Origin of the sequence: Marinovum sp. PR37 (genome assembly GCF_028807375.1) — a bacterium.
Taxonomy (GTDB): Bacteria; Pseudomonadota; Alphaproteobacteria; order Rhodobacterales; family Rhodobacteraceae; genus Marinovum; species Marinovum algicola.
This window is the reverse complement of the sequence record NZ_JARAML010000014.1, coordinates 1-20,090: the sequence shown is the minus strand read 5'-3', so window position 1 is coordinate 20,090 and position 20,090 is coordinate 1. Positions and strand designations below refer to the sequence as shown.

The window sequence follows — 20,090 nt, the reverse complement described above, 5'->3', positions numbered from 1 at the left end:
CAATGACCCCTTCGGACGAGTTTGGCGGCACGCTCTCGGGTGCGCAGGTTCTGGTGATCGACGACGAGCCGGGGATGCGCAATTTCCTCGTCAAGATCCTCGAGCCGCGCGTCAAGCGGGTCTCCGGTGCCGGGTCACCGGCCGAGGCGACGCGGGCGCTGGACGAGCATCATTTTGATCTGGTGATCCTCGACAATATCATGCCGGGGGGCACCGGGCTCGACTGGGTGACCGAGCAGCGGCGACGCGGGTTTTTTGCCGATACCATCCTGATCACCGCCTATGCCGATCTCGAGACCGCGATTGCGGCGCTCCGGGCCGGGGTGTCGGATTTCGTGCTGAAACCCTTTCGCGCCAATCAGATCCTCGGCGCCATGGCGCGCACGCTCGACCGCAAGAACCTGCGGCGCGACAACCTTCTGCTGCGCCGCGAGCTGCATGCCGGGGCGGGGGCGGGCAAGCTTCTGGGGGCCTCGCCGGCGCTGGCCGAGGTACGCGGGCTGCTCGATCGGCTGGCGCCCCTGCCGACGCCGGTGCTCTTTACCGGCGAGAGCGGCACCGGCAAGGAGCTGGCGGCGCGGCAGTTGCACGGGCTGTCGGATCGGGCGGAAAAGCCGTTCGTGGCGGTCAATTGCGCCGCCATCGCGGTGGACCGGATCGTGCCCGAGCTGTTCGGCACGGTCGAGGGCGACGGGCGGTTGAAACCCGGGCTGCTGCTGCTGGCCGATGGCGGAACGCTGTTTCTCGACGAGGTGGCGCAGATGCCCGAGACCTTGCAGGCGGCGTTGCTGCGGGTGCTGGAGGATCAGAAGATCCGGCCCGACGGGGCAGAGCGCGAGATTCCGCTGAACCTGCGGTTTCTCTTTGCCACCAACGCCGATCTGGCCTCGGTGGTGGCGGCGGGGCGGTTTCGCGCCGACCTGTATCACCGGGTCAACGTGATGCGGATCGAGATGCCGCCACTGCGCGAACGCTCCGAGGATATCGTCGAGCTGGCGGCGCTTTTCATGCGCCAGTTCGCCACCACGCTCGGGATGCCGGGGCTGGCGCTCGACGAGGAGACGCTCCTCAAGCTCCGGCGCTACGATTGGCCCGGCAATGTGCGCGAGTTGAAGAACCTGATCGAGCGGTCGGTGATCCTCGGCGGCTTCCCGGACGAGTTCGCGGGCCATGGCGCGGTGACCGGGGCGCAGGCCATCGAGAACCTCGATCTGGTGGTGCAGCGGCATGTGCTGCATGTGCTCGATCTCTGCGACGGCAATCGCGCCGAGGCCGCGCGGCGGCTCGGCGTGTCGCGCAAGACCATCGATCGCAAGGTGACCGCCTGGGCGGAATGAACCGGCGGGCGGCGGCGCGGCAGCGCGGGCCAAGGCGCCCGTCCCGGACCTGCTCCGGGTCCACTTGATTTGCGGAAATGGTGGTTTGCGCGCCGAGTGAGGCGGCTGGTTGTCACAAATCGGCATGCGGTCCTGAGGCGCGAGGCCCCGGCGCGGGGGCCGGGGCGGGGGGCTCGAAAGGGTAGGTCAGGATACCCGTCCCGGGCTGGCCCCGGGACCTCCCGGCTTTCGGAGGCGGTTGACCCCGGGGGGCGCGAAGGTGATGGCGATTCGAGAATCGGCAAGTGGGCCGGATGTGTGAGGCCCCGGCGCGGGGGCCGGGGCGGGGGGCTCGAAAGGGCGGGGCAGGATACCCGTCTCGGGCTTGCCCCGGGACCTCCCGGCCTGCGGAAGCGGTGCCCCGGGGGGCGCGAAGGTGACGGCGTTTCGGGGATCGGCAAGTGGGCCGGATGCTCGAGGCCCCGGCGCGAGGGCCGGGGCGGATGCGTCCGCTGGCCCCGTTTGCAGGAATTTTGCGCATTTCAATTTTTTACCGTTTGATAAAATTTTGATCTGTGGCAGGCTGTCAAAAAAGAACAGGGAGACGACATGACCCACCCATTGACCCCAGGTGTGGCCGCAGGGCGGCTCACGACCGAGGAGATAGAGGCGAACTTCGCGGACCTGCATCCGCCGCTCGATCAACACGAAGCCCATGTGGCGGCGGACCGCTGCTACTTCTGTCACGATGCGCCCTGCATCACCGCCTGCCCCACCGACATCGACATTCCGCTGTTCATCCGGCAGATCTCCACCGGCCAGCCCGAGGCGGCGGCGCGGACGATTCTGGAACAGAACATCCTTGGCGGCATGTGCGCCCGGGTCTGCCCGACCGAGACGCTTTGTGAACAGGCCTGCGTGCGCGAGATGGCCGAGGGCAAGCCGGTCGAGATCGGGCGGCTGCAACGCTTTGCCACCGATGCGATGATGACGCGGCAGGGCCATCCCTTTGTCCGTGCCGCTGCGACCGGGAAACATGTGGCGGTGGTCGGCGCCGGGCCGGCGGGGCTGGCCTGTGCCCACCGGCTGGCGATGAAGGGCCACAAGGTCACCATCTACGAGGCCAAGGAAAAGCCCGGCGGGCTCAACGAATACGGCCTTGCCGCCTACAAGACGACCGATGATTTCGCTGCGCGCGAGGTGGACTGGCTGCTGGGAATCGGCGGCATCGAGATCGCCTATGGCCGGATGCTGGGCGGGGATCTGTCGCTCGACGCGCTGCGCGAGGGCCATGACGCGGTGTTCCTCGGGATCGGGCTTGGCGCGGTGAATGCGCTGGAGATGCCCGGTGACGCGGAGGCGGCGAATGCGGTGGATTTCATCGCGGCGCTGCGCCAGGCCGGCGATCTGCGCGCGCTGCCGGTGGGGCGCAACGTGGTGGTGATCGGCGGCGGCATGACGGCGGTCGATGCCGCGGTGCAGGCGCGGCTGCTGGGCGCCGAGAACGTGACGCTGGCCTATCGCCGCGACCGCGACCGGATGGGGGCCTCGAAATTCGAGCAGGACCTGGCGGCCTCGAAAGGCGTGCGGATCATCAGCAATGTGATGCCGGTGGCGCTGGAAGATGGTACCATGGTGCTGGAATACACCGCCGACGTGGACGGCCGGCTGCAAGGCACCGGCGAGCGCATCGAGCTGCCCGCCGACCAGGTGTTGCGCGCCATCGGGCAGATGCTGGTGCCGCTGGGCGATCTCGGGCTGGAGCGCGGCAAGATCGCCGTGGCTGGTGCCGGGCGCAGCGGCATCGCGGGTGTCTGGGCCGGCGGCGATTGCACGCCGGGTGAAGACCTGACGGTGGTGGCCGTGGCCGAGGGGCGCGACGCCGCCGAGGACATCCACGCCGCGCTGATGCAGGCATGACCCCGCCCCGGACCGCGTTCCGGGGCCTGTCCCGGACTTTGATCCGGGGCCTGTCCCGGAGAGTGATCCGGGGCGTTCGTTTCAAGCGCCGCCCAGGAGGCCCCGGATCGGGGTCCGGGGCGCGGAGAGCAAGATCCGCGGCGCTGCACCAAGATTTCGGAGACCTGACCCATGGCTGACCTGACCACCAATTTCCTCGGAATATCCTCACCCAACCCGTTCTGGCTGGCCTCGGCGCCGCCGACCGACAAGGAATACAACGTCCGCCGCGCCTTCGAGGCCGGCTGGGGCGGAGTCGTCTGGAAGACGCTCGGCGAAGAGGGCCTGCCGGTCGTCAATGTCAACGGCCCCCGCTATGGCGCGATCTACGGCGCCGACCGGCGGCTGCTGGGGCTCAACAACATCGAGCTGATCACCGACCGGCCGCTCGAGGTCAACCTCGAGGAAATGGCGCGGGTCAAGGCGGATTATCCCGACCGGGCGCTCATTGCCTCGATCATGGTGCCTTGCGAAGAGGCGGCCTGGAAGGCGATCCTGCCGCGGGTGGCCGAGACCGGCGCCGACGGCATCGAGCTGAATTTCGGCTGTCCGCACGGCATGTCGGAACGCGGCATGGGCTCGGCCGTGGGCCAGGTGCCGGAATACATCGAGATGGTGACCCGCTGGTGCAAGCAGAACTATGACCGGCCCGTCATCGTCAAGCTGACCCCCAACATCACCGACATCCGCAAGCCGGCGACGGCGGCCAGGAACGGCGGCGCCGATGCGGTGAGCCTGATCAACACGATCAATTCGATCACCTCGATCGATCTCGACAATTTCGCGCCGGAGCCGACGATCGACGGCAAGGGCAGCCATGGCGGCTATTGCGGCCCGGCGGTCAAGCCGATCGCCCTGTCGATGGTTTCGGAGATTGCCCGCAACCCCGAGACCCGGGGCCTGCCGATCTCGGGCATCGGCGGGGTGACCACCTGGCGCGATGCGGCCGAATTCATCGCGCTCGGCGCCGGCAACGTCCAGGTCTGCACCGCCGCCATGACCTATGGCTTCAAGATCGTCGAAGAGATGAAACGCGGCCTCAGCGAATGGATGGACGAAAAGGGCTTTGCCCGGGTCGAGGATTTTGTCGGCATGGCGGTGCCCAATGTCACCGACTGGCAATACCTGAATCTCAACTATGTCACCAAGGCGCGGATCGATCAGGAGGCCTGTATCAAATGCGGCCGCTGTTATGCCGCCTGCGAGGACACCTCGCACCAGGCCATCGCGATGACACCCGACCGCACCTTCGAGGTGATCGACGCGGAATGTGTCGCCTGCAACCTCTGCGTCGATGTCTGCCCGGTCGAGAACTGCATCTCGATGGAGCGGCTGGCCGCCGGCGCCGTCGATCCGCGCACCGGCCGCGTGGTGCAGGAGGACTATGCCAACTGGACCACCCATCCCAACAACCCGATGGCACCGCAGGCGGCAGAGTGACGCCGCTGCTTCACCCTGGTGTCAGCAGGCGGCGGAACAGCGTCTCCAGATGCGCCTCCGCCGCCTCGAAGGGGTTGTCCTGGCCCAGCACCGCCGTGACCTGCACCTGGAAATCGGCGTAATGCTGGGTCAGCGCCCAGATCGAGAAGATCAGATGCACCGGATCGACCGGCGCCAGCCGGCCGGCGGCGCACCAGCCGCGAATCGTCTCGGCCGTCTCGTCGACCAGCGCGCGCAGGTCGGTTTCGAGGATCGGCAGGATGCGCGGCGCGCCTTGCAGGATCTCGTTGGCGAACAGCCGGCTTTCGCGCGGGTAGTCGCGGGCCAGCTCGAGCTTGCGCTTCACATAGGCCAGGATTTCCTCGAGCGGGTCGCCGCTGGCATCCAGCGCGCGCAGCGGGTCGAGCCAGGCGGTCAGCAGCGCCTGCAACAAATCCTGGTGCATCGCCTCCTTGGAGGGAAAATAATACAGCAGGTTGGGCTTGGAGAGGCCGGATTCGCCGGCGATCTGATCGAGGGTCGCGCCGCGAAAGCCGTATTGCGAAAAGACCTGCAAGGCGGCCTGAAGGATGCGCTCGCGGTTGCGAAGCTGAATCCGGGTGCGCGATTTGCCGTTCGCCGTGCGGCGGGCCGCGCCTTGCGCGATTGCCGAAGTCTCCGTCATGCCGTGGAATTCCTGCCCAAAAATAAACCAATTGCCTGCCACAGCCGAGAGTGCCTTGACTGACTTCTCACCCGTGGTAGCGTTCTTTTGACCGATTGGTCAAATTCAATGAGAGCCCGAAGGGCCTTTATCACCGACAGGGGGTGACATGACCGAACCGACAGCCAACATGACCGTCGATGGCGACCGTCTTTGGGACAGTCTCATGGAGATGGCCAGGATCGGCCCTGGCGTGGCCGGCGGCAACAACCGCCAGACCGTGACCGACGAGGACGGCGAGGGCCGGGCGCTGTTTCAGCGCTGGTGCGAGGCGGCGGGCTGTTCGATGGGGCTGGATCAGATGGGCAACATGTTCGCCCGGCGCGAAGGCAGCGACCCCGAGGCGCTGCCGGTCTATGTGGGCAGCCATCTCGACACCCAGCCCACCGGCGGCAAATATGACGGCGTGCTGGGGGTGCTGGGCGGGCTGGAGATCCTGCGCACGCTGAACGATCTGGACATCCGGACCAGGCACCCGATCGTGGTCACCAACTGGACCAACGAGGAGGGCACGCGTTTTGCCCCCGCCATGCTGGCGTCCGGCGTCTTTGCCGGGGTTCACGCCCAGGACTGGGCGTATGACCGCGAGGATCACGACGGCAAAAAATTCGGTGACGAACTGGCGCGGATCGGCTGGAAGGGCGAGGAAGAGGTGGGCGCCCGCAAGATGCACGCCTTCTTTGAGCTGCATATCGAGCAGGGGCCGATCCTCGAGGCCGAGGGCAAGGACATCGGCGTCGTCACCCACGGCCAAGGCCTAAGCTGGACCCAGGTGACGGTGACCGGCAAGGAGAGCCACACCGGCTCGACGCCGATGCCGATGCGCAAGAACGCCGGGCTCGGCATGGCGCGCATCCTCGACAAGGTCGACGAGATCGCCTGGTCGCACAAGCCCGATGCGGTGGGCGCGGCGGGCCATATCGAGGTCTTTCCCAATTCGCGCAACGTGATCCCCGGCAAGGCGGTGTTCACCGTCGATTTCCGCTCGCCCGAGCTTGCTGTGATCGAGGACATGGAAGCGCGGCTCCGCAAGGAGGCGCGGGCGATCTGCGACGAGATGGGGCTCGAGGTCGCCTTCGAAAAGGTCGGCGGCTTCGATCCGGTGACCTTTGACGAAGGCTGCGTGACGGCGGTGCGCGCGGCGGCCGAGCGGCTGGGCTATTCGCATCGCGACATCATCTCCGGCGCGGGGCATGACGCCTGCTGGATCAACCGGGTGGCGCCGACGGCGATGGTGATGTGCCCCTGCGTCGACGGGCTGTCGCACAACGAGGCCGAGGAGATCTCGAAGGCGTGGGCCAAGGCCGGGGCCGATGTCCTGCTGCATGCGGTGGTGGAAACGGCGGGGATCGAGGGGTGAGGTTTCACGTCTCTCCCGTCCCGGACCTGATCCGGGACCTCTTGGCGGAGAGCGAGGCCCCGGCGCGGGGGCCGGGGCGTGGCCGGCGAATGGAGGCGTGTTTGCCCCGGCGCGTGTCATCCACACCCCCCGTCCCGGACCTGATCCGGGACCTCATGGCTGACCGGGAGGCCCCGGCGCGGGGGCCGGGGCGCGGCCCGCGAACGGAGGCGTGTTTGCCCCGCCGCGTGTCACCCGCCCCTCGCGTCCCGGACCTGATCCGGGACCTCGTGGCTGACCGGGAGGCCCCGCCCCGGGATTCACGTGGCGTTAACCCGGCGCTGCCCACCATCGGGCATGGGGCATTTCGTCTACATCCTGGCATCGCGGCCGGGCGGCGCGATCTACATCGGCCGCAGCCGCAACCTGCGCGCCCGGATCGCGGCGCATTGCGCCGGGCTCTCGCGGCACACGGAGCGCTACAACATCCGCACCCTGGTCTGGTTCGAGGCGCATGCGGATTTCGAGACATCGCTCTTGCGCGAACGCCGTCTCAAACACTGGCGGCGCGCGTGGAAAGACGCGCTGATCATGGAACACGACCCGCAGTGGCGGGACATCACACATCTCGTTCCCGAGTAGCCGCCGGTGAGATCCCGGCGCATGGCCGGGACGGGCGACCGGAGGAGACACACACATGAGCAAAGTCATCAAGAACGGCACCATCGTCACCCACGACCGGACCTACAAGGCCGATGTGCTGGTCGAAAACGGCGTTATCGCCGAGATCGGCCCCGACCTGAAAGGCGACGAAACCCTCGACGCCAGCGGCTGTTATGTCATGCCCGGCGGCATCGACCCGCACACCCACCTGGAAATGCCTTTCATGGGCACCTATTCCACCGATGATTTCGACAGCGGCACCCGTGCCGCGCTGGCCGGCGGCACCACGATGGTGGTGGATTTCGCCCTGCCCAGCCCCGGCCAGGGCCTGCTCGACGCGCTCAAGATGTGGGACAACAAATCCACCCGGGCGCATTGCGATTACAGCTTCCACATGGCCGTCACCTGGTGGAGCGAACAGGTGTTCAACGAGATGGAGACCGTGGTCAAGGAGCGCGGCATCAACACCTTCAAGCACTTCATGGCCTACAAGGGCGCGCTGATGGTGCAGGATGACGAGATGTACGCCAGCTTCCAGCGGATCGGCGAGCTGGGCGGCATTGCCATGGTCCATGCCGAGAACGGCGATGTGGTGGCCGATCTTCAGCAGAAGCTGCTGGCCGAGGGCAACACCGGGCCGGAGGCACATGCCTATTCCCGCCCGCCGCAGGTCGAAGGCGAGGCCGCCAACCGCGCCATCATGATCGCCGACATGGCCGGCGTGCCGCTCTATATCGTCCATGTCTCCTGTGAAGAGGCGCATGAGGCCATCCGCCGCGCCCGCCAGCAGGGCAAGCGGGTCTGGGGCGAGCCGCTGATCCAGCATCTGACGCTGGATGACAGCGAATACATGAACAAGGATTGGGACCACGCCGCCCGCCGCGTCATGTCGCCGCCGTTCCGCAACCAGAAGCACCAGGACAGCCTCTGGGCCGGATTGCAAGCCGGCTCGCTCTCGGTCGTGGCGACGGACCATTGCGCCTTTACCACCGAGCAGAAACGCTATGGCGTCGGCGATTTCACCAAGATCCCCAATGGCACCGGCGGGCTCGAGGACCGGATGCCGATGCTCTGGACCCATGGTGTCGAGACCGGCCGGCTGACGCCCGAGGAATTTGTCGCCGTGACCTCGACCAATGTCGCCAAGGTGCTGAACTGCTACCCGCGGAAAGGCGCGATCCTGCCCGGGGCGGATGCCGATATCGTGGTCTGGGATCCGGAAAAGACCAAGACCATTCACGCCGACACACAGGTTTCGGCGATCGATTACAACGTCTTCGAGGGCAAGGAGGTCAAGGGCCTGCCGCGCTTTACCCTGACGCGCGGCCATGTGGCGGTGCATGACGGCGAGCTGCGCAGCCAGGAGGGCCATGGCGAATTTGTCAAACGCACGCCCAATACCGCCACCAACAAGGCGCTGTCGAGGTGGAAGGAGCTGACCGCGCCGCGTCCGGTGGAACGCTCGGGCATTCCGGCGAGCGGGGTCTGACGACCGGTGGCGCGCCCCCGGTGCAGCAGCGGCACCGCCGCCGCGTGTTCCGCCGGCGGCCGGCGTCTGGCTAGGCGGGCCGCGTGCCGGCCCGGCGACATGCGGCTTGCCTTCTGTGACAGCCGTGGCAAGGATCAAGAGGAGACACCCAACCCGTGAGCATTCCCGCCCCCCAGGCCGACCCCAAGGTGATATCCATGGACAGACCGGCCAAGGCAGCCGCAGAGATCGTGATCCGCGCCGACCATCTCGACCTGACCTTCGAGACCAATGACGGCCCGGTTCATGCGCTGCGCGACATCACGCTCGACATCCCGAAAGGCGCCTTTGTCAGCTTCATCGGCCCCTCGGGCTGTGGCAAGACCACCTTTCTGCGCTGTATCGCGGCGCTGGAGCAGCCCACCGGCGGCAGCCTGACGGTCAACGGCATGACCCCCGATGCGGCCCGCCGGGCGCGGGCCTATGGCTATGTGTTTCAGGCGGCGGGGCTCTATCCCTGGCGCAGCATCGGCCGCAATATCGCCCTGCCGCTGGAGATCATGGGGTTTTCCCGGGCGGAACAGAAAGAGCGCATCGCCCGGGTGCTCGATCTGGTCGATCTCGGCGGTTTCGAGAAGAAATTCCCCTGGCAGCTCTCGGGCGGCATGCAGCAGCGGGCGTCGATTGCCCGGGCGCTGGCCTTCGATGCCGATCTGCTGTTGATGGACGAGCCTTTCGGCGCGCTCGACGAGATCGTGCGCGACCGGCTCAATGAAGAGGTGCTGCGGCTCTGGGCGCGGACCCAGAAGACCATCGGCTTCGTCACCCATTCGATCCCCGAGGCGGTCTATCTCTCGACCCATATCGTGGTGATGTCGCCGCGGCCCGGGCGGATCACCGACGTGATCGAGAGCCCGCTGCCGGCCGAGCGCCCGCTCGACATCCGCGACACGCCCGAGTTCATCGAAATCGCGCACCGCGTGCGCGAGGGCCTGCGCGCGGGGTACGAGGAATGAGCGCGCCGGCCTTTCCCGTCCCGGGCCTGACCCGGAACCTCGCGGCCAGAGGCGAGGCCCCGGCGCGGCGGCCGGGGCGTGTGGTGCTTGAGACATCCGTCCCGGGCTTGCCCCGGGACCCCGCGGTCAAGGAGGTGCACCATGACTGAAGCCGCAGCCGTCACGAGCGCCCGCGCCGCGTCGGGGACGCGGTGGGGCCTGCCGCCGGTGTTGGCGGTGGTCCTTGCGTTGATCGGCCTGTGGTATCTCGCCGTGGTGCCGATGAACGTGCAGGAGGTGCTGACCCGGGCGGAACGCGCCGGGGTGACCGTCCAGCCCGAGAGCGCCGTGGCGCGGCGCGACATGGGCACCTGGTCGCTGGTCGCCGGCAATCCGCATGCGCTCGGCGAAAGCTGGTCGCTCGACCGCCCGCGCCTGCCGGCGCCGCATCAGGTGGTGGCCGAGCTCTACAAATCGACCTGGGTGGAAGAGACCCAGGGCCGCCGCGGCCTGGTGAACTCGGGCAGCCTGTCGAACCGGGGCCTGCTGCATCACGCGCTGGTCACGCTCAACGCCACGCTGGTGGGTTTCCTGATCGGCACCGGCCTCGGCATCCTCCTGGCGGTGGGGATCGTGCATTCCCGGGTCATGGACATGTCGGTGATGCCCTGGGCCATCGTCAGCCAGACCATCCCGATCGTCGCGCTGGCGCCAATGATCATCGTGGTGCTCTATTCGGTGGGCGTTCAGGGGCTGCTGCCCAAGGCGGTGATCTCGGCTTACCTGTCGTTCTTTCCGGTGGTGGTCGGCATGGTCAAGGGGCTCAGGAGCCCCGACGCCATGCAGATGGACCTGATGCGCACCTACAATGCCTCGCCCGGCACGGTGCTGGCCAAGCTGCGGCTGCCGGCTTCGGTGCCTTATCTCTTCGCCTCGCTCAAGATCGCCGTGGCGGCCAGCCTCGTCGGCGCCATCGTCGGCGAATTGCCGGTGCAGAAGGGCGGGCTCGGCGCGCGGATGCTGGCCGGCAGTTATTATGGCCAGACGGTGCAGATCTGGTCGGCGCTGTTTCTGGCGGCGGCGCTGGCGGCGCTTCTGGTCTGGGCGATCAGCGCGGTCGAACGCCGGGCCTTGCAGCGGATGGGGATGGGCGCATGACACAGGTGATCGGAGCCCTGGCGGTGTGGGCCGCCGGCTGGCTGCTCAATCTTCGGCTGGCCAACGGGCCGGCGTATGACAGCCGCGCGGTGCGGCTGGCGGTGCCGCTGATCTTTGGCGCGACGCTGCTGGTGATGTGGGAGCTGATCGTGCGCGGCCTGGGCGTGCCGACGGTGATCCTGCCGCCGCCCAGCCAGATCGCGGCCACCTTTGCCGGCAACCTGGTGATGCTCTGGGGCGATTTCGTGCAGACCATCCTCAAGGGCGCGCTGGCCGGCTGGGTGATCGGCTGCGGTGCGGCCTTTCTGACGGCGCTTTTGGTCGACCGCTTCGACTACCTGCGCCGGGGGCTGCTGCCGCTGGGCAATTTCATGGCCGCCCTGCCGATTGTCGGCACCGCGCCGATCCTGGTGATGTGGTTCGGCTTCGGCTGGCAGTCCAAGGCGGCGGTGGTGGTGCTCATGGTCTATTTCCCGATGCTGGTGAACACTGTCGCCGGCCTTCAGGAAACCTCGGCCATGCAGCGCGACCTGATGCGCACCTATGCCGCCGGCTGGGGCCAGACCCTGCGCAGCCTGCGCCTGCCTGCGGCCTTGCCCTTCATCTTCAACGGGTTGAAGATCACCTCGACGCTGGCGCTGATCGGCGCCATCGTTGCCGAGTTCTTCGGCTCGCCGACGCTGGGGCTGGGATTTCGCATCTCGACCTCGATCGGACAGCTTGACCTCGGGCTGGTCTGGTCGGCAATCCTTGTGGCGGCGCTCACCGGCACGCTGGTCTACGGGATCATCGCGCTGACCGAGAAGACCCTGACCTTCTGGCATCCCTCGCAGCGGGGCTGACCGGCGAAACAATAAGACAAGTCCAACAGGAGAGACGATCATGAAACAGACCTTCCTTGCCGCCGCGCTGGCCTCGACGGCGCTTACCGGCGCCGCCCTGGCGCAGGATCAGGACGTGACCCTGCAATTGAAATGGGTGACCCAGTCGCAATTCGCCGGCTATTACGTGGCGCTGGAAAACGGCTATTACGACGACGAGGGCCTCAACGTCACCGTGCTGCCCGGCGGGCCCGACATCGCGCCCACGCAGGTGATCGCCGGTGGCGGCGCCGATGTGATCGTCGAATGGATGCCGGCGGCGCTGGCGGCGCGCGAAAACGGGCTGCCGCTGGTCAATATCGCCCAGCCGTTCAAGAGCTCGGGCATGATGCTGACCTGCTGGAAGGACGCCGGCATCGAAGGCCCCGAAGACCTCGACAACCGCACCCTCGGCGTCTGGTTCTTTGGCAATGAATACCCGTTCCTGTCGTGGATGAGCAGCCTCGGCGTCGCCACCGACGGCAAGGCCGAAGGCTCGGTCGAGGTGCTGAAACAGGGCTTCAACGTCGATCCGCTGTTGCAGCGCCAAGCCGATTGCATCTCGACCATGACCTACAATGAATATTGGCAGGTGATCGATGCCGGCGTCGCGCCCGAGGAGCTGGTGACCTTCAAGTACCAGGATCAGGGCGTCGCCACCATGGAGGACGGGCTTTACGTGCTGGAAGAGGATCTCGAGGATCCCGACTTCGTGGCCAAGATGGAGAAATTCGTCCGCGCCTCGATGCAGGGCTGGAAATGGGCCGAGGAAAACCCGGAAGAGGCGGCCATGATCGTGCTCGATTATGACGAGACCGGCGCCCAGACCGAAGAGCACCAGATCCGCATGATGGGCGAGGTCGCCAAGCTCACCGCCGGATCGAACGGCGCGCTGGCGGAAGAGGATTACCAGCGCACGGTCGACACTTTGCTGGCCGGTGGCTCCGATCCGGTGATCACCAAGCAGCCCGAGGGTGCCTGGACCTCCGAAATCACCGACGCCGCGCTGAACTGAGCGGCACCGGGCCGGCCCGGTGGGGAACCTGCCGGGCCAGCCAGTCTCAGACCGTTGCGCCGGCGGTCTCCGGGTGCCGGCGGTGCGGCTGGGCCAGCCGGTGGCGCAGCAGGCACAAGGCCCGGCGCGGCCAGCAGAACCGCCAGCCGGGCGGGCGCGGCGGCTCCAGCCGCTCGGCCCAGATCCAGAGCGACAGTGCCAGCATGACGCCGAAATGGCCGCCCGGCAGCATCAACCCCAAGAGCATCAGCGGCGCGCAGCTTGTCAGGCAGGCGCCGCCGCTGCGCGCGCCCAGCCACAGCGCGTCGCGCCAGAGCCACGGCGCGAACCCGGCCAGAACCGGACGGCGATGGCAGCGGTTGAGCGCGCGCTGTTTGGCCGGGCTGGCCTGCCAGAGCAGCGCCAGCCCCAGCGCCAGCGGCCAGAGCGGCACGCCCGACAGCAGCCGCAGGCCCAGCGCCAGCCCGATCAGCCCGACGCCGGCCGCCATCCAGACGCCGAAATAGCCCGCCAGCACCAGACATTCGGCCACCGGGCGCAGATCGGCGAAGGTCCGGGCCCGGACATGGCCCAGCACCGGCAAGAGCGTCGGCAGCATCATCGCCGCCACCATCAGCGCCCAGCCAAGCGCCAGCGTGCCGGGCGGCACATAGGTAAAGAAAAAGCCGAGGCTCTCGGGCGAGGGCAAAGACCAGATCCGGCCCGGGGAACAGAGCGGGGATAGTGCCAGGCCGGTGTTTCCCAGCGCCAGAAGCCCCCAGGCCGGCAGGGCCAGAAGCGCGAGCGGCAGGGCGGTTCTCAGCCGCTCGCGCCGGGCCGGAGTGGTGATGCGGGGCCGGGCGGTCACTCGTGCTGCCGGTGGATGCTGATGCGGCCGATGTGGATGCGGCCGGCCTCGGGCACCGGGTCCAGCGGCACCAGCCGGACCGAGAGCGCCTCGGCGGTGAAACCGCCTTGCAGGTGCAGAAGATCGACGATCTCGGTGATCTCCAGCGCGGCGTTCAGCCCGCTGCCGGCATGTTCGGCGTCGGGCGCGCTGGCCTGCCGCACACCAAAGAGCGAGACGGTGCCGGCCTTGTGCTGCGCCGCCTCGTCGCCGCCGGCCGGGCCGAGAAAGACATGAAACAGCGTCGCATCGTCCAGCCCGGTGATGTTTTCGAGGTTGAGAAACACCCGATCCGGGGCGGAACGGGTGCCGGGATCGCGGCTGTCGGCCATGCGGGCGCGGGCGGCGGGATCGGTGCGCACCGTGGTGCGCTGGGCCGCGCTGCCCGACAGCGAGAGGCCTTCGTCGCTGGCGCCGACCATTTCCGATTTGTTCCTATCTGCCATTCCGGCGCCTCCCGCGCGCTCCGCCATGCCCAGGGTCCGCATCCGGGTCTCGGCGGCCACCAGCACCGGCGCCGCGGCGCCCGGTGTCAGATCGTCGTAATCATAGCCCAGATCGGCGAGCTTGCGCATCACTTTCGGCGTGTAGGGCCAGGGGCTGCCGTCCGGTTTCGGCATGGCAAAGCCGCGCTGGCCAAGGCTCTCGGGTCCGTCGAGCCAGTCGAGGTTGTTGGGGTTGGTGAAATCGCTGGGATCCGCCTTGGGCTTGTCGGCGGGAAAGCGGTTCCAGCTCTCCCACAGCCGGTCGATGTTGCAATGGTGCAGGTAGAAGACCGGGTCGAGCGCGGCCGAAATCGGCGTCGACATCAGCCCCAGAAGCGGCCCGCCCTGAAACAGGCCGCCGTCGGGGTCGCGCCCGCCCACCAGTCCGTGCACGGTGTTGTGTGGCGCGGATTCGCAGCCGCCACTGTTGCCGCCGTTCCAGTTGAAGCCGGTCGAGGGCCCGCCAAAACCGGTGCTGACGCCGCCGCCCGGCCCAGTATAAACCGGATCCTGCATCGGCTTGAGATCGGTGGCGCTGCCCACGTCGAACGGGGTCTGCCCGCCCATCACGCCCCAGCGCTGCGCGACAAACAGCGGGTTGTCGCCCGTGCCGTCGGGCCAGTCGGGGGAGCGAAACGCCGGCGGCAGCAGGTTCTGGCCCTCGCCGAAATAATTCCAGTAGGGCAGGGCCCAGCTCTCATGCGGCCCGTTCTGCGCCTTGATCTCGGCGCGCAACACCTCTTCCAGCGCCAAAAGATAGCCACGGTGCCAGGGCAGGAAATACCAGGATTGGTGCTGGCACTGGTTCAGAAAGGTGCGGGTGAGCGTGGCGTCGGGGTCGGGCTCGGAGGGATCGGTCAGCCCGTAGTGATCCCAGAGATCGCGCCAGATGCCGTGGATCGCGCCAAAGAAATTCCAGCTGGTCGGCTCGGCCAGCGGCCGGGCCTTCATCGCCTTGACGGCGCGGGCATACCACAGGATCGGCGCGGCCCAGGAGTCTCCGAGATCAAAGACATTCTGACGGGTACGGGTGTCGGACATGGCAATATCCTTTGCAAATGCGATGCGGTCAATCGAACTGCCGGACAGCCGCGCCGAAAATGCGGCGCGGTTTATCTTACCGGTAGTGGTGCGATGGTAGCACAAAAACCGCTAAAGTTGAAATCAATTTGCCGGGCCCCCATGTCGGGCCGGGCTCTGGCATAGGGTTATTTCGACAGATAGCCTTCGAGCGCCGCCACCTCGCCCTTGCTGCCAAAGAACAGCGGCACCCGGTCGTGCAGATGGCCGGGCACCAGATCGAGGATCGGCGTAAAGCCGTCGCTGGCGGCGCCGCCGGCCTGTTCCATCAGATAGGCGATGGGAAAGGCCTCGTAGGCCAGCCGCAGATAACCTTCCTCATAGCCTGGCCGGCGGTCGGCGGGATAGAGGAACATGCCGCCCGAGCGCAGCACCCGGTGGACATCGCCCACCGCCGCCGCGATCCAGCGCATGTTGAACTCGCGCCCGCGCGCGCCTTCGGGGCCGCGCAGCAGGTCTTCGGCGTAATATTGCAGCGGCGGGGTCCAGCGGCGGATGTTCGAGGCGTTGAAGGCGACAACCGAGGTCTCTTCCTTGATCGAAACCCCCTGATCGTCGACGTAGAACTGACCGCTGGCCTGATCGAGCGTGGCAATCGCCACGCCCTGGCCCATGGAAAAACCCATGTCGACCGAATGACCGAAGGAGACATAGCCGGCCGCGATCACCTCGCGCCCCGGCCGCAGAAAGCTCTCGCCGGCGGGAAAGACGCAGAACAGCGCCCCAAGGGGCGCGCCGATGCCGATGCTGCCGGATCCGTCGATCGGATCCATCGCCACATCGAACAGCCCCTCCGGGTCGAGCGCGATCACCTCTTCGGATTCCTCCGACAGCACCCGCGCCACCGAAACCTCGCGCAGCGCCTCGATCAGATAGTCATGCGCCGCCATGTCCAGCGCCTTTTGCTTGTCGCCGGATTCATTGGTGCCGACGATGGCGGTGGGGTCGCCGGGCAGGCGGCCCTGACCCAGCCGCGCGGCCAGCGGTATGGCGGCGCGGGCAAAGGTGCGGATCACGCCGGCGAGCGCCTGCTTGCCGGCATCCTCCCCCGCCTGATCGGCCAGAAATTGCGTCAGTTTCGGCGCGGCGATCTCGCCATCGGCGGCGAGCGTCATCGGGGGCAGGGTCATGGGGCTCCTCTGGGGGCTGGCGTTTTGGCCTGAATACCGGCTTGGCCCGGTGACGCAAAGGCAGCCGCGCGAGAAAAATCCCGATTGCGTCTCCGGCGCCAAGGCGCCGCCGCCACGGCCGCACCCCGCGCCATTGACCGGGGCCGGGGCGAGGCCATATATACTACTCAGTAGCATTCGGGAGCCCGTGGATGAGCGTGAAAGCATCGATTTCCCTGACCGAGGCCCAGGAGGCCTATGCAAGATCGCTGGTGGCCGAGGGCCGCTATGCAAGCCTGAGCGCGGTGTTGCAACAGGGGCTGGAACTGTTGCGCAACCAGTCGGAAACCAGCGATGCCCTGCGCGCGCTGCTGGCGGAACGGCAGGCCGGCGGCTTTGTCACGCCGCAAGAGGGGCGGGCCGGCACGCAAGAGATGATCGCGCGCAAACGGGCCGAACGTGGCCTATGAGGTGCTGCGCGCGGCGGCTGTCGGGCGCGATCTGGAACTGATCTTCGATTTTCTCACCGAAGCCGCCGAAGGGTTCGGCGAAAGCCCGGACCGCGCCTTTGCGCTGGCCGAGGCCCGGCTGGCCGAGATCGAGCGGGCGCTCGACGCGCTGGGCCGCGCGCCGCATCAGGGCACGCTGCGGCCGCATCTGGGCCAGGCCGTGCGCAATGTCACCAAGGGCCGCGCGGTGATCTACTTCGACACCGACGACGACCGCCGGATCCTGCGCGTGCTCGCGGTGTTCTTTGGCGGGCAGGATCACCACAGCCACATCCTGTTGCGGCTGTTGTCAGGCGGGCCGTAACGTCAGGACAGCACCCGGGCGAGCTGGGCGCAGGCCTTCATCGCCGCCTCGGTCTTGCCCTTTTGCAGGAACTCTTCCATCCGCCGCAGCGCCGCCCCGGCGCAGATGAAATCAAAGGCCAGCGCCGGGTCATAGTCCGTCCGCTTGATCTCGAAATACAGCACCGGCGTGTCGACAGCGCCATAGCTGTACTTGTAGCGCTCGTTGCCGTGACAGAAATCGTAACAGATCAGCCCCTGGTCGATCGCCCAGTCGATGCTGTGGAAATGCAGCAACTGGCCGATGCCCTTTTCCTCGGCCGCGGGATCGCGGCCGCCGGCGATGAAATGCGCCACGCCGTTGCGCCGGTCGATCACATGGCCCAGCGCGCCCAGCGGCCGGTCGCCTTTCCAAAGGATCGGCAGGAAGACGGCGCCGATCTCATGCGCGGCGGTCAGCACGTCGCGGTAGTTGCCGGCAACCCGGTCGGCGGTCTTTTCGCCTTTCTGCGGCTGCCAGCGCAGCTTCCACAGGCCGATCATCACGTCGAGCGCCTCGGCAAAGTCGGCGCCGTCGGCCCGGGTGATGTGCATGGCACCGCTGTCGACGTGGTCGCGTTTCAGCCGGGCGTATTTCTGCCGGCGGTTGGCGCTGACCTGATTGGCCATGTAGGCCGAAAAGTCCTCGGGCAGATCGACCTGCGGACAGACCAGATTGTCGGTGGTCTTCCTGTTGATCAGGTATTCCTTGTAGCTGACGTCGAACCCTTTGGCCGCAAAGGCATCGGTGAACAGCCGGCAGCGCCGGTCCTGCGCCACGTAGCGCATCGAGAATTTCATCCAGGGCATGCCGGCCAGGTGATCGGTCACCGCGCGCAGGGCGGCGGCCTCGTGCTCGGGGTGGCACAGAAAGCCGGTGTATTCGCTCCAGAGCAGCCGGCCGCCGGCCTCGAGCTCGGTCTGAAACTCGGCGCGGCTGCGGCTCCAGTGGGTGCGGTATTTCAGCGGCAGAAGACAGAGCGCGCGGCCCGGATGGCGCGGGTCTTCGGCCACCAGCACGGTCCAGCGATAGGGATGGGCGCGAAACGCCTGCGCCATCCATTCCCAGGTGAGAAAGATCGTGGCCTCGGGGTCGCGGGCCTGCAATTCCTCCCAGACCGGGCGCAGCGCATCGAGGCCGGCGGGGGTGTCGACAAGGCGCACGGCAATGGCGCTTGCCTCGGCGGGGGCGGGCGATTGCAGGGTCATGCGGTCACCGTTTCGGCCTGACGCAGGCCGTCCTTGAGAATGTTGAGAAAGACCGTGCCGGTCTCTTCGAAATCGCGGCCGATCGGCGCGGTGTCCGGGCGGCGGCTGGCGAAATAGGCGCCGACGCGACAGATCTGCACGGCGAATTCCGGGTGCACCCCGGCATCGTCGTATTTGCGCACCCGCGCCTTGGCGATCCAGCCGCGCTTGCGCGCCTCCTTGACGATCAGCTTGAAGCGCTGGATGCAATGAAAGGTCAGGTAGAACGCGAGATAATCGAGATAGGCGTCGCGGTCATGGCCGCAGCCGGGATCGAAACAATCGATCACCACCTGTTCCATCGCCGCCGGGCTCAGCGGCCAGGCCTCGTCGCCGATCAGCCAGGCGATGTCCTCGGCACCGTGGCGGGCGCCGGAATATTCGAAATCGAACCAGCGCAGCCGGCCGTCGGTGCCAATCGCCGCATTGCCCGACCGGCAATCCCATTTGACGAATTGCCGGCCGGGAAAATCAAGTCTTGTGGCCAGCGCCGCATGATCGAGCCCGGCGCTGCGGCCGCGGGAAAACTCGGCCAGCGCGGCGGTGGACTGGACCAGGTTGTCGATCCAGTCGCGGTTCTGCCCGAGATGCGGCAGCGCGTTCTGCAAGGCCTGCTTGCGCCCGGCCTCCTGAATGCGAAAGATCGCCGCAACCGCTTCGCCGGCGAGGGCCAGGCGGCGCTCCGGCGTGGCCTCGGCAATCGCGAGGTTGAGCCGCTCGCCGCCGACATCCGACTGGAACATCAGCTCGCCATCGACGCCCAGGCATTCCGGCGTGTCGCCGCAGTCCTGCGCCAGCCGTTTCAGCACGAAGGCCTCGAGATGGGTGCGGCGGAAGTTCGGGCGCAGGGTGGCGATCACGGTGCGATCCTCGAAGATCAGCCGGTAACTCGACCGGCCCGAGCCGCCGGGCGCGGTGGCCCGCACCACTTTCTGACCGAAAAACCTTTCCGCCCGGTCGAGGATCCCGGCAATGCGCTCCTTGTGTCGGCGTTTCATTCCCTACGGCGCCCCCATTTCCAACTCTGTTTATTTGACTTCAATGCCGACCTGCGTAACCGCGCTTCGCGGCAGGATTAGGACAAAGTCTTGGCAATTGCGTCATTGCCGCGGCGCGAATCGCGAAATTCGCGGAATGGGCCCGTTGGCCATTGGCCGCGATTTTCGCGACAATCCCCTGCCGGCGCCGCCGTCGTTTCCGAAACGCGCGCAATAATCTGAAAATATAGGGGAAAATCATAACTCTTTTGCGACAAGAGTCGCGGAAGGATAGCTTCTTCACGTTGGGGAAAACAGAGGCGTAAGTGGGGCCGGTCAGCCGGGATCGGTGCTTTTGGGGGCCGCACGCGGAGATTTTTGAAAGGATACGTCAGCGACATGACCGACATTAATGATCCAGGCGATACAATTTACGAATTTGATCCAAGCGGCGGCACCAAGGGTTCGGGAACGGGTGGCTCGGGAACCGGCGGCTCCGGCAGCGGTGGCAGCAAAGGCTCCGGCTCTGGCGGGTCGGGCTCTGGTGGCTCCGGCAGCG

Annotated in this window: 18 protein-coding genes; 12 read left to right on the top strand and 6 right to left on the bottom strand. The window is 67.1% G+C overall.

The features are described from left to right. Positions 1-2: 2 nt before the first annotated feature. The 3 genes from PVW49_RS12900 to preA all read left to right on the top strand — a co-directional run bounded on the left by PVW49_RS12900 (position 3) and on the right by preA (position 4,715). Positions 3-1,337: a sigma-54-dependent transcriptional regulator gene (locus PVW49_RS12900; protein WP_274590727.1), complete on the top strand. Its 1,335-nt coding sequence runs from the start codon at positions 3-5 to the stop codon at positions 1,335-1,337. 588 nt (positions 1,338-1,925) lie between these two features. Then, positions 1,926-3,236, top strand: a complete 1,311-nt coding sequence (locus PVW49_RS12895; protein WP_074838037.1) for an NAD(P)-dependent oxidoreductase — start codon at positions 1,926-1,928, stop codon at positions 3,234-3,236. A gap of 171 nt (positions 3,237-3,407) precedes the next feature. Then, entirely contained in the window at positions 3,408-4,715 is a 1,308-nt protein-coding gene (preA, locus tag PVW49_RS12890; RefSeq protein WP_074838040.1) for an NAD-dependent dihydropyrimidine dehydrogenase subunit PreA, read from the top strand. Positions 4,716-4,725: 10 nt separating this feature from the next. Here preA and PVW49_RS12885 read toward each other — a convergent pair whose 3' ends face one another. Next, positions 4,726-5,379, bottom strand: a complete 654-nt coding sequence (locus tag PVW49_RS12885; protein ID WP_074838042.1) for a TetR family transcriptional regulator C-terminal domain-containing protein — start codon at positions 5,377-5,379, stop codon at positions 4,726-4,728. Positions 5,380-5,527: 148 nt separating this feature from the next. Here PVW49_RS12885 and PVW49_RS12880 point away from each other — a divergent pair, with 148 nt between their 5' ends. From PVW49_RS12880 to PVW49_RS12850, 7 genes are all read left to right on the top strand, one after another. Beyond that, positions 5,528-6,778 carry a Zn-dependent hydrolase gene (locus PVW49_RS12880; RefSeq protein ID WP_274590726.1) on the top strand — a complete coding sequence of 417 codons (1,251 nt, stop codon included), beginning with the start codon at positions 5,528-5,530 and terminating at the stop codon, positions 6,776-6,778. Between the two features lie 336 nt (positions 6,779-7,114). Further along, positions 7,115-7,399: a GIY-YIG nuclease family protein gene (locus tag PVW49_RS12875; RefSeq protein ID WP_274590725.1), complete on the top strand. Its 285-nt coding sequence runs from the start codon at positions 7,115-7,117 to the stop codon at positions 7,397-7,399. A 55-nt stretch (positions 7,400-7,454) separates the two neighbouring features. Beyond that, positions 7,455-8,909 carry a dihydropyrimidinase gene (hydA, locus tag PVW49_RS12870; RefSeq protein ID WP_074838050.1) on the top strand — a complete coding sequence of 485 codons (1,455 nt, stop codon included), beginning with the start codon at positions 7,455-7,457 and terminating at the stop codon, positions 8,907-8,909. Positions 8,910-9,106: 197 nt separating this feature from the next. Continuing rightward, positions 9,107-9,904 carry an ABC transporter ATP-binding protein gene (locus PVW49_RS12865; RefSeq protein WP_048535578.1) on the top strand — a complete coding sequence of 266 codons (798 nt, stop codon included), beginning with the start codon at positions 9,107-9,109 and terminating at the stop codon, positions 9,902-9,904. A 141-nt stretch (positions 9,905-10,045) separates the two neighbouring features. Beyond that, positions 10,046-11,041: an ABC transporter permease gene (locus PVW49_RS12860; RefSeq protein ID WP_371399025.1), complete on the top strand. Its 996-nt coding sequence runs from the start codon at positions 10,046-10,048 to the stop codon at positions 11,039-11,041. Beyond that, positions 11,038-11,883, top strand: a complete 846-nt coding sequence (locus PVW49_RS12855; protein WP_274563812.1) for an ABC transporter permease — start codon at positions 11,038-11,040, stop codon at positions 11,881-11,883. Before PVW49_RS12860 ends, PVW49_RS12855 begins: the two co-directional genes overlap by 4 nt. Before the next feature lie 40 nt (positions 11,884-11,923). Further along, a complete protein-coding gene (locus PVW49_RS12850) occupies positions 11,924-12,916 on the top strand; it encodes an ABC transporter substrate-binding protein (protein ID WP_074838053.1) in 993 nt (330 codons plus the stop codon). A 46-nt stretch (positions 12,917-12,962) separates the two neighbouring features. Here PVW49_RS12850 and PVW49_RS12845 read toward each other — a convergent pair whose 3' ends face one another. The 3 genes from PVW49_RS12845 to PVW49_RS12835 form a co-directional block, all read right to left on the bottom strand. After that, positions 12,963-13,763 (bottom strand): copper chaperone, encoded by an 801-nt coding sequence (locus PVW49_RS12845; RefSeq protein ID WP_274590724.1) that lies wholly within the window; start codon positions 13,761-13,763, stop codon positions 12,963-12,965. After that, on the bottom strand, positions 13,760-15,328 hold the full coding sequence (locus PVW49_RS12840; protein WP_274590723.1) for a tyrosinase family protein: 1,569 nt from the start codon (positions 15,326-15,328) through the stop codon (positions 13,760-13,762). The genes PVW49_RS12845 and PVW49_RS12840 overlap by 4 nt, the downstream gene beginning before the upstream one ends. Before the next feature lie 167 nt (positions 15,329-15,495). Continuing rightward, positions 15,496-16,497, bottom strand: coding sequence for a class 1 fructose-bisphosphatase (locus PVW49_RS12835; protein ID WP_053083416.1), 1,002 nt, complete (start codon positions 16,495-16,497; stop codon positions 15,496-15,498). A 191-nt stretch (positions 16,498-16,688) separates the two neighbouring features. On the opposite strand from PVW49_RS12835, the gene PVW49_RS12830 reads away from it, so the two are divergent. Next, the gene (locus tag PVW49_RS12830) at positions 16,689-16,946 is read left to right on the top strand and encodes a type II toxin-antitoxin system ParD family antitoxin (protein ID WP_048535571.1); all 258 of its coding nucleotides are present in this window, start codon (positions 16,689-16,691) and stop codon (positions 16,944-16,946) included. Next, positions 16,936-17,289 (top strand): type II toxin-antitoxin system RelE/ParE family toxin, encoded by a 354-nt coding sequence (locus PVW49_RS12825; protein ID WP_274590722.1) that lies wholly within the window; start codon positions 16,936-16,938, stop codon positions 17,287-17,289. Before PVW49_RS12830 ends, PVW49_RS12825 begins: the two co-directional genes overlap by 11 nt. Before the next feature lie 2 nt (positions 17,290-17,291). Here the strand turns inward: PVW49_RS12825 and PVW49_RS12820 are convergent, their stop codons facing one another. After that, positions 17,292-18,515, bottom strand: a complete 1,224-nt coding sequence (locus PVW49_RS12820) for a GNAT family N-acetyltransferase (RefSeq protein WP_274590721.1) — start codon at positions 18,513-18,515, stop codon at positions 17,292-17,294. Next, positions 18,512-19,552, bottom strand: coding sequence for a hypothetical protein (locus tag PVW49_RS12815; RefSeq protein ID WP_274590720.1), 1,041 nt, complete (start codon positions 19,550-19,552; stop codon positions 18,512-18,514). The genes PVW49_RS12820 and PVW49_RS12815 overlap by 4 nt, the downstream gene beginning before the upstream one ends. Between the last annotated feature and the right edge of the window lie 538 nt (positions 19,553-20,090).

What these genes read in the sequence shown, in the direction of transcription:
- PVW49_RS12865 (WP_048535578.1), top strand. Translation starts at nt 9,107, where the DNA reads ATGGACAGACCGGCCAAGGCAGCCGCAGAGATCGTGATCCGCGCCGAC.
- PVW49_RS12850 (WP_074838053.1), top strand. Translation starts at nt 11,924, where the DNA reads ATGAAACAGACCTTCCTTGCCGCCGCGCTGGCCTCGACGGCGCTTACC.
- PVW49_RS12815 (WP_274590720.1), bottom strand. Translation starts at nt 19,552, where the DNA reads ATGAAACGCCGACACAAGGAGCGCATTGCCGGGATCCTCGACCGGGCG.
- PVW49_RS12840 (WP_274590723.1), bottom strand. Translation starts at nt 15,328, where the DNA reads ATGTCCGACACCCGTACCCGTCAGAATGTCTTTGATCTCGGAGACTCC.
- PVW49_RS12830 (WP_048535571.1), top strand. Translation starts at nt 16,689, where the DNA reads ATGAGCGTGAAAGCATCGATTTCCCTGACCGAGGCCCAGGAGGCCTAT.
- PVW49_RS12875 (WP_274590725.1), top strand. Translation starts at nt 7,115, where the DNA reads ATGGGGCATTTCGTCTACATCCTGGCATCGCGGCCGGGCGGCGCGATC.
- PVW49_RS12860 (WP_371399025.1), top strand. Translation starts at nt 10,046, where the DNA reads ATGACTGAAGCCGCAGCCGTCACGAGCGCCCGCGCCGCGTCGGGGACG.
- PVW49_RS12880 (WP_274590726.1), top strand. Translation starts at nt 5,528, where the DNA reads ATGACCGAACCGACAGCCAACATGACCGTCGATGGCGACCGTCTTTGG.
- PVW49_RS12820 (WP_274590721.1), bottom strand. Translation starts at nt 18,515, where the DNA reads ATGACCCTGCAATCGCCCGCCCCCGCCGAGGCAAGCGCCATTGCCGTG.
- PVW49_RS12900 (WP_274590727.1), top strand. Translation starts at nt 3, where the DNA reads ATGACCCCTTCGGACGAGTTTGGCGGCACGCTCTCGGGTGCGCAGGTT.
- hydA (WP_074838050.1), top strand. Translation starts at nt 7,455, where the DNA reads ATGAGCAAAGTCATCAAGAACGGCACCATCGTCACCCACGACCGGACC.
- PVW49_RS12885 (WP_074838042.1), bottom strand. Translation starts at nt 5,379, where the DNA reads ATGACGGAGACTTCGGCAATCGCGCAAGGCGCGGCCCGCCGCACGGCG.
- PVW49_RS12835 (WP_053083416.1), bottom strand. Translation starts at nt 16,497, where the DNA reads ATGACCCTGCCCCCGATGACGCTCGCCGCCGATGGCGAGATCGCCGCG.
- PVW49_RS12895 (WP_074838037.1), top strand. Translation starts at nt 1,926, where the DNA reads ATGACCCACCCATTGACCCCAGGTGTGGCCGCAGGGCGGCTCACGACC.
- PVW49_RS12855 (WP_274563812.1), top strand. Translation starts at nt 11,038, where the DNA reads ATGACACAGGTGATCGGAGCCCTGGCGGTGTGGGCCGCCGGCTGGCTG.
- preA (WP_074838040.1), top strand. Translation starts at nt 3,408, where the DNA reads ATGGCTGACCTGACCACCAATTTCCTCGGAATATCCTCACCCAACCCG.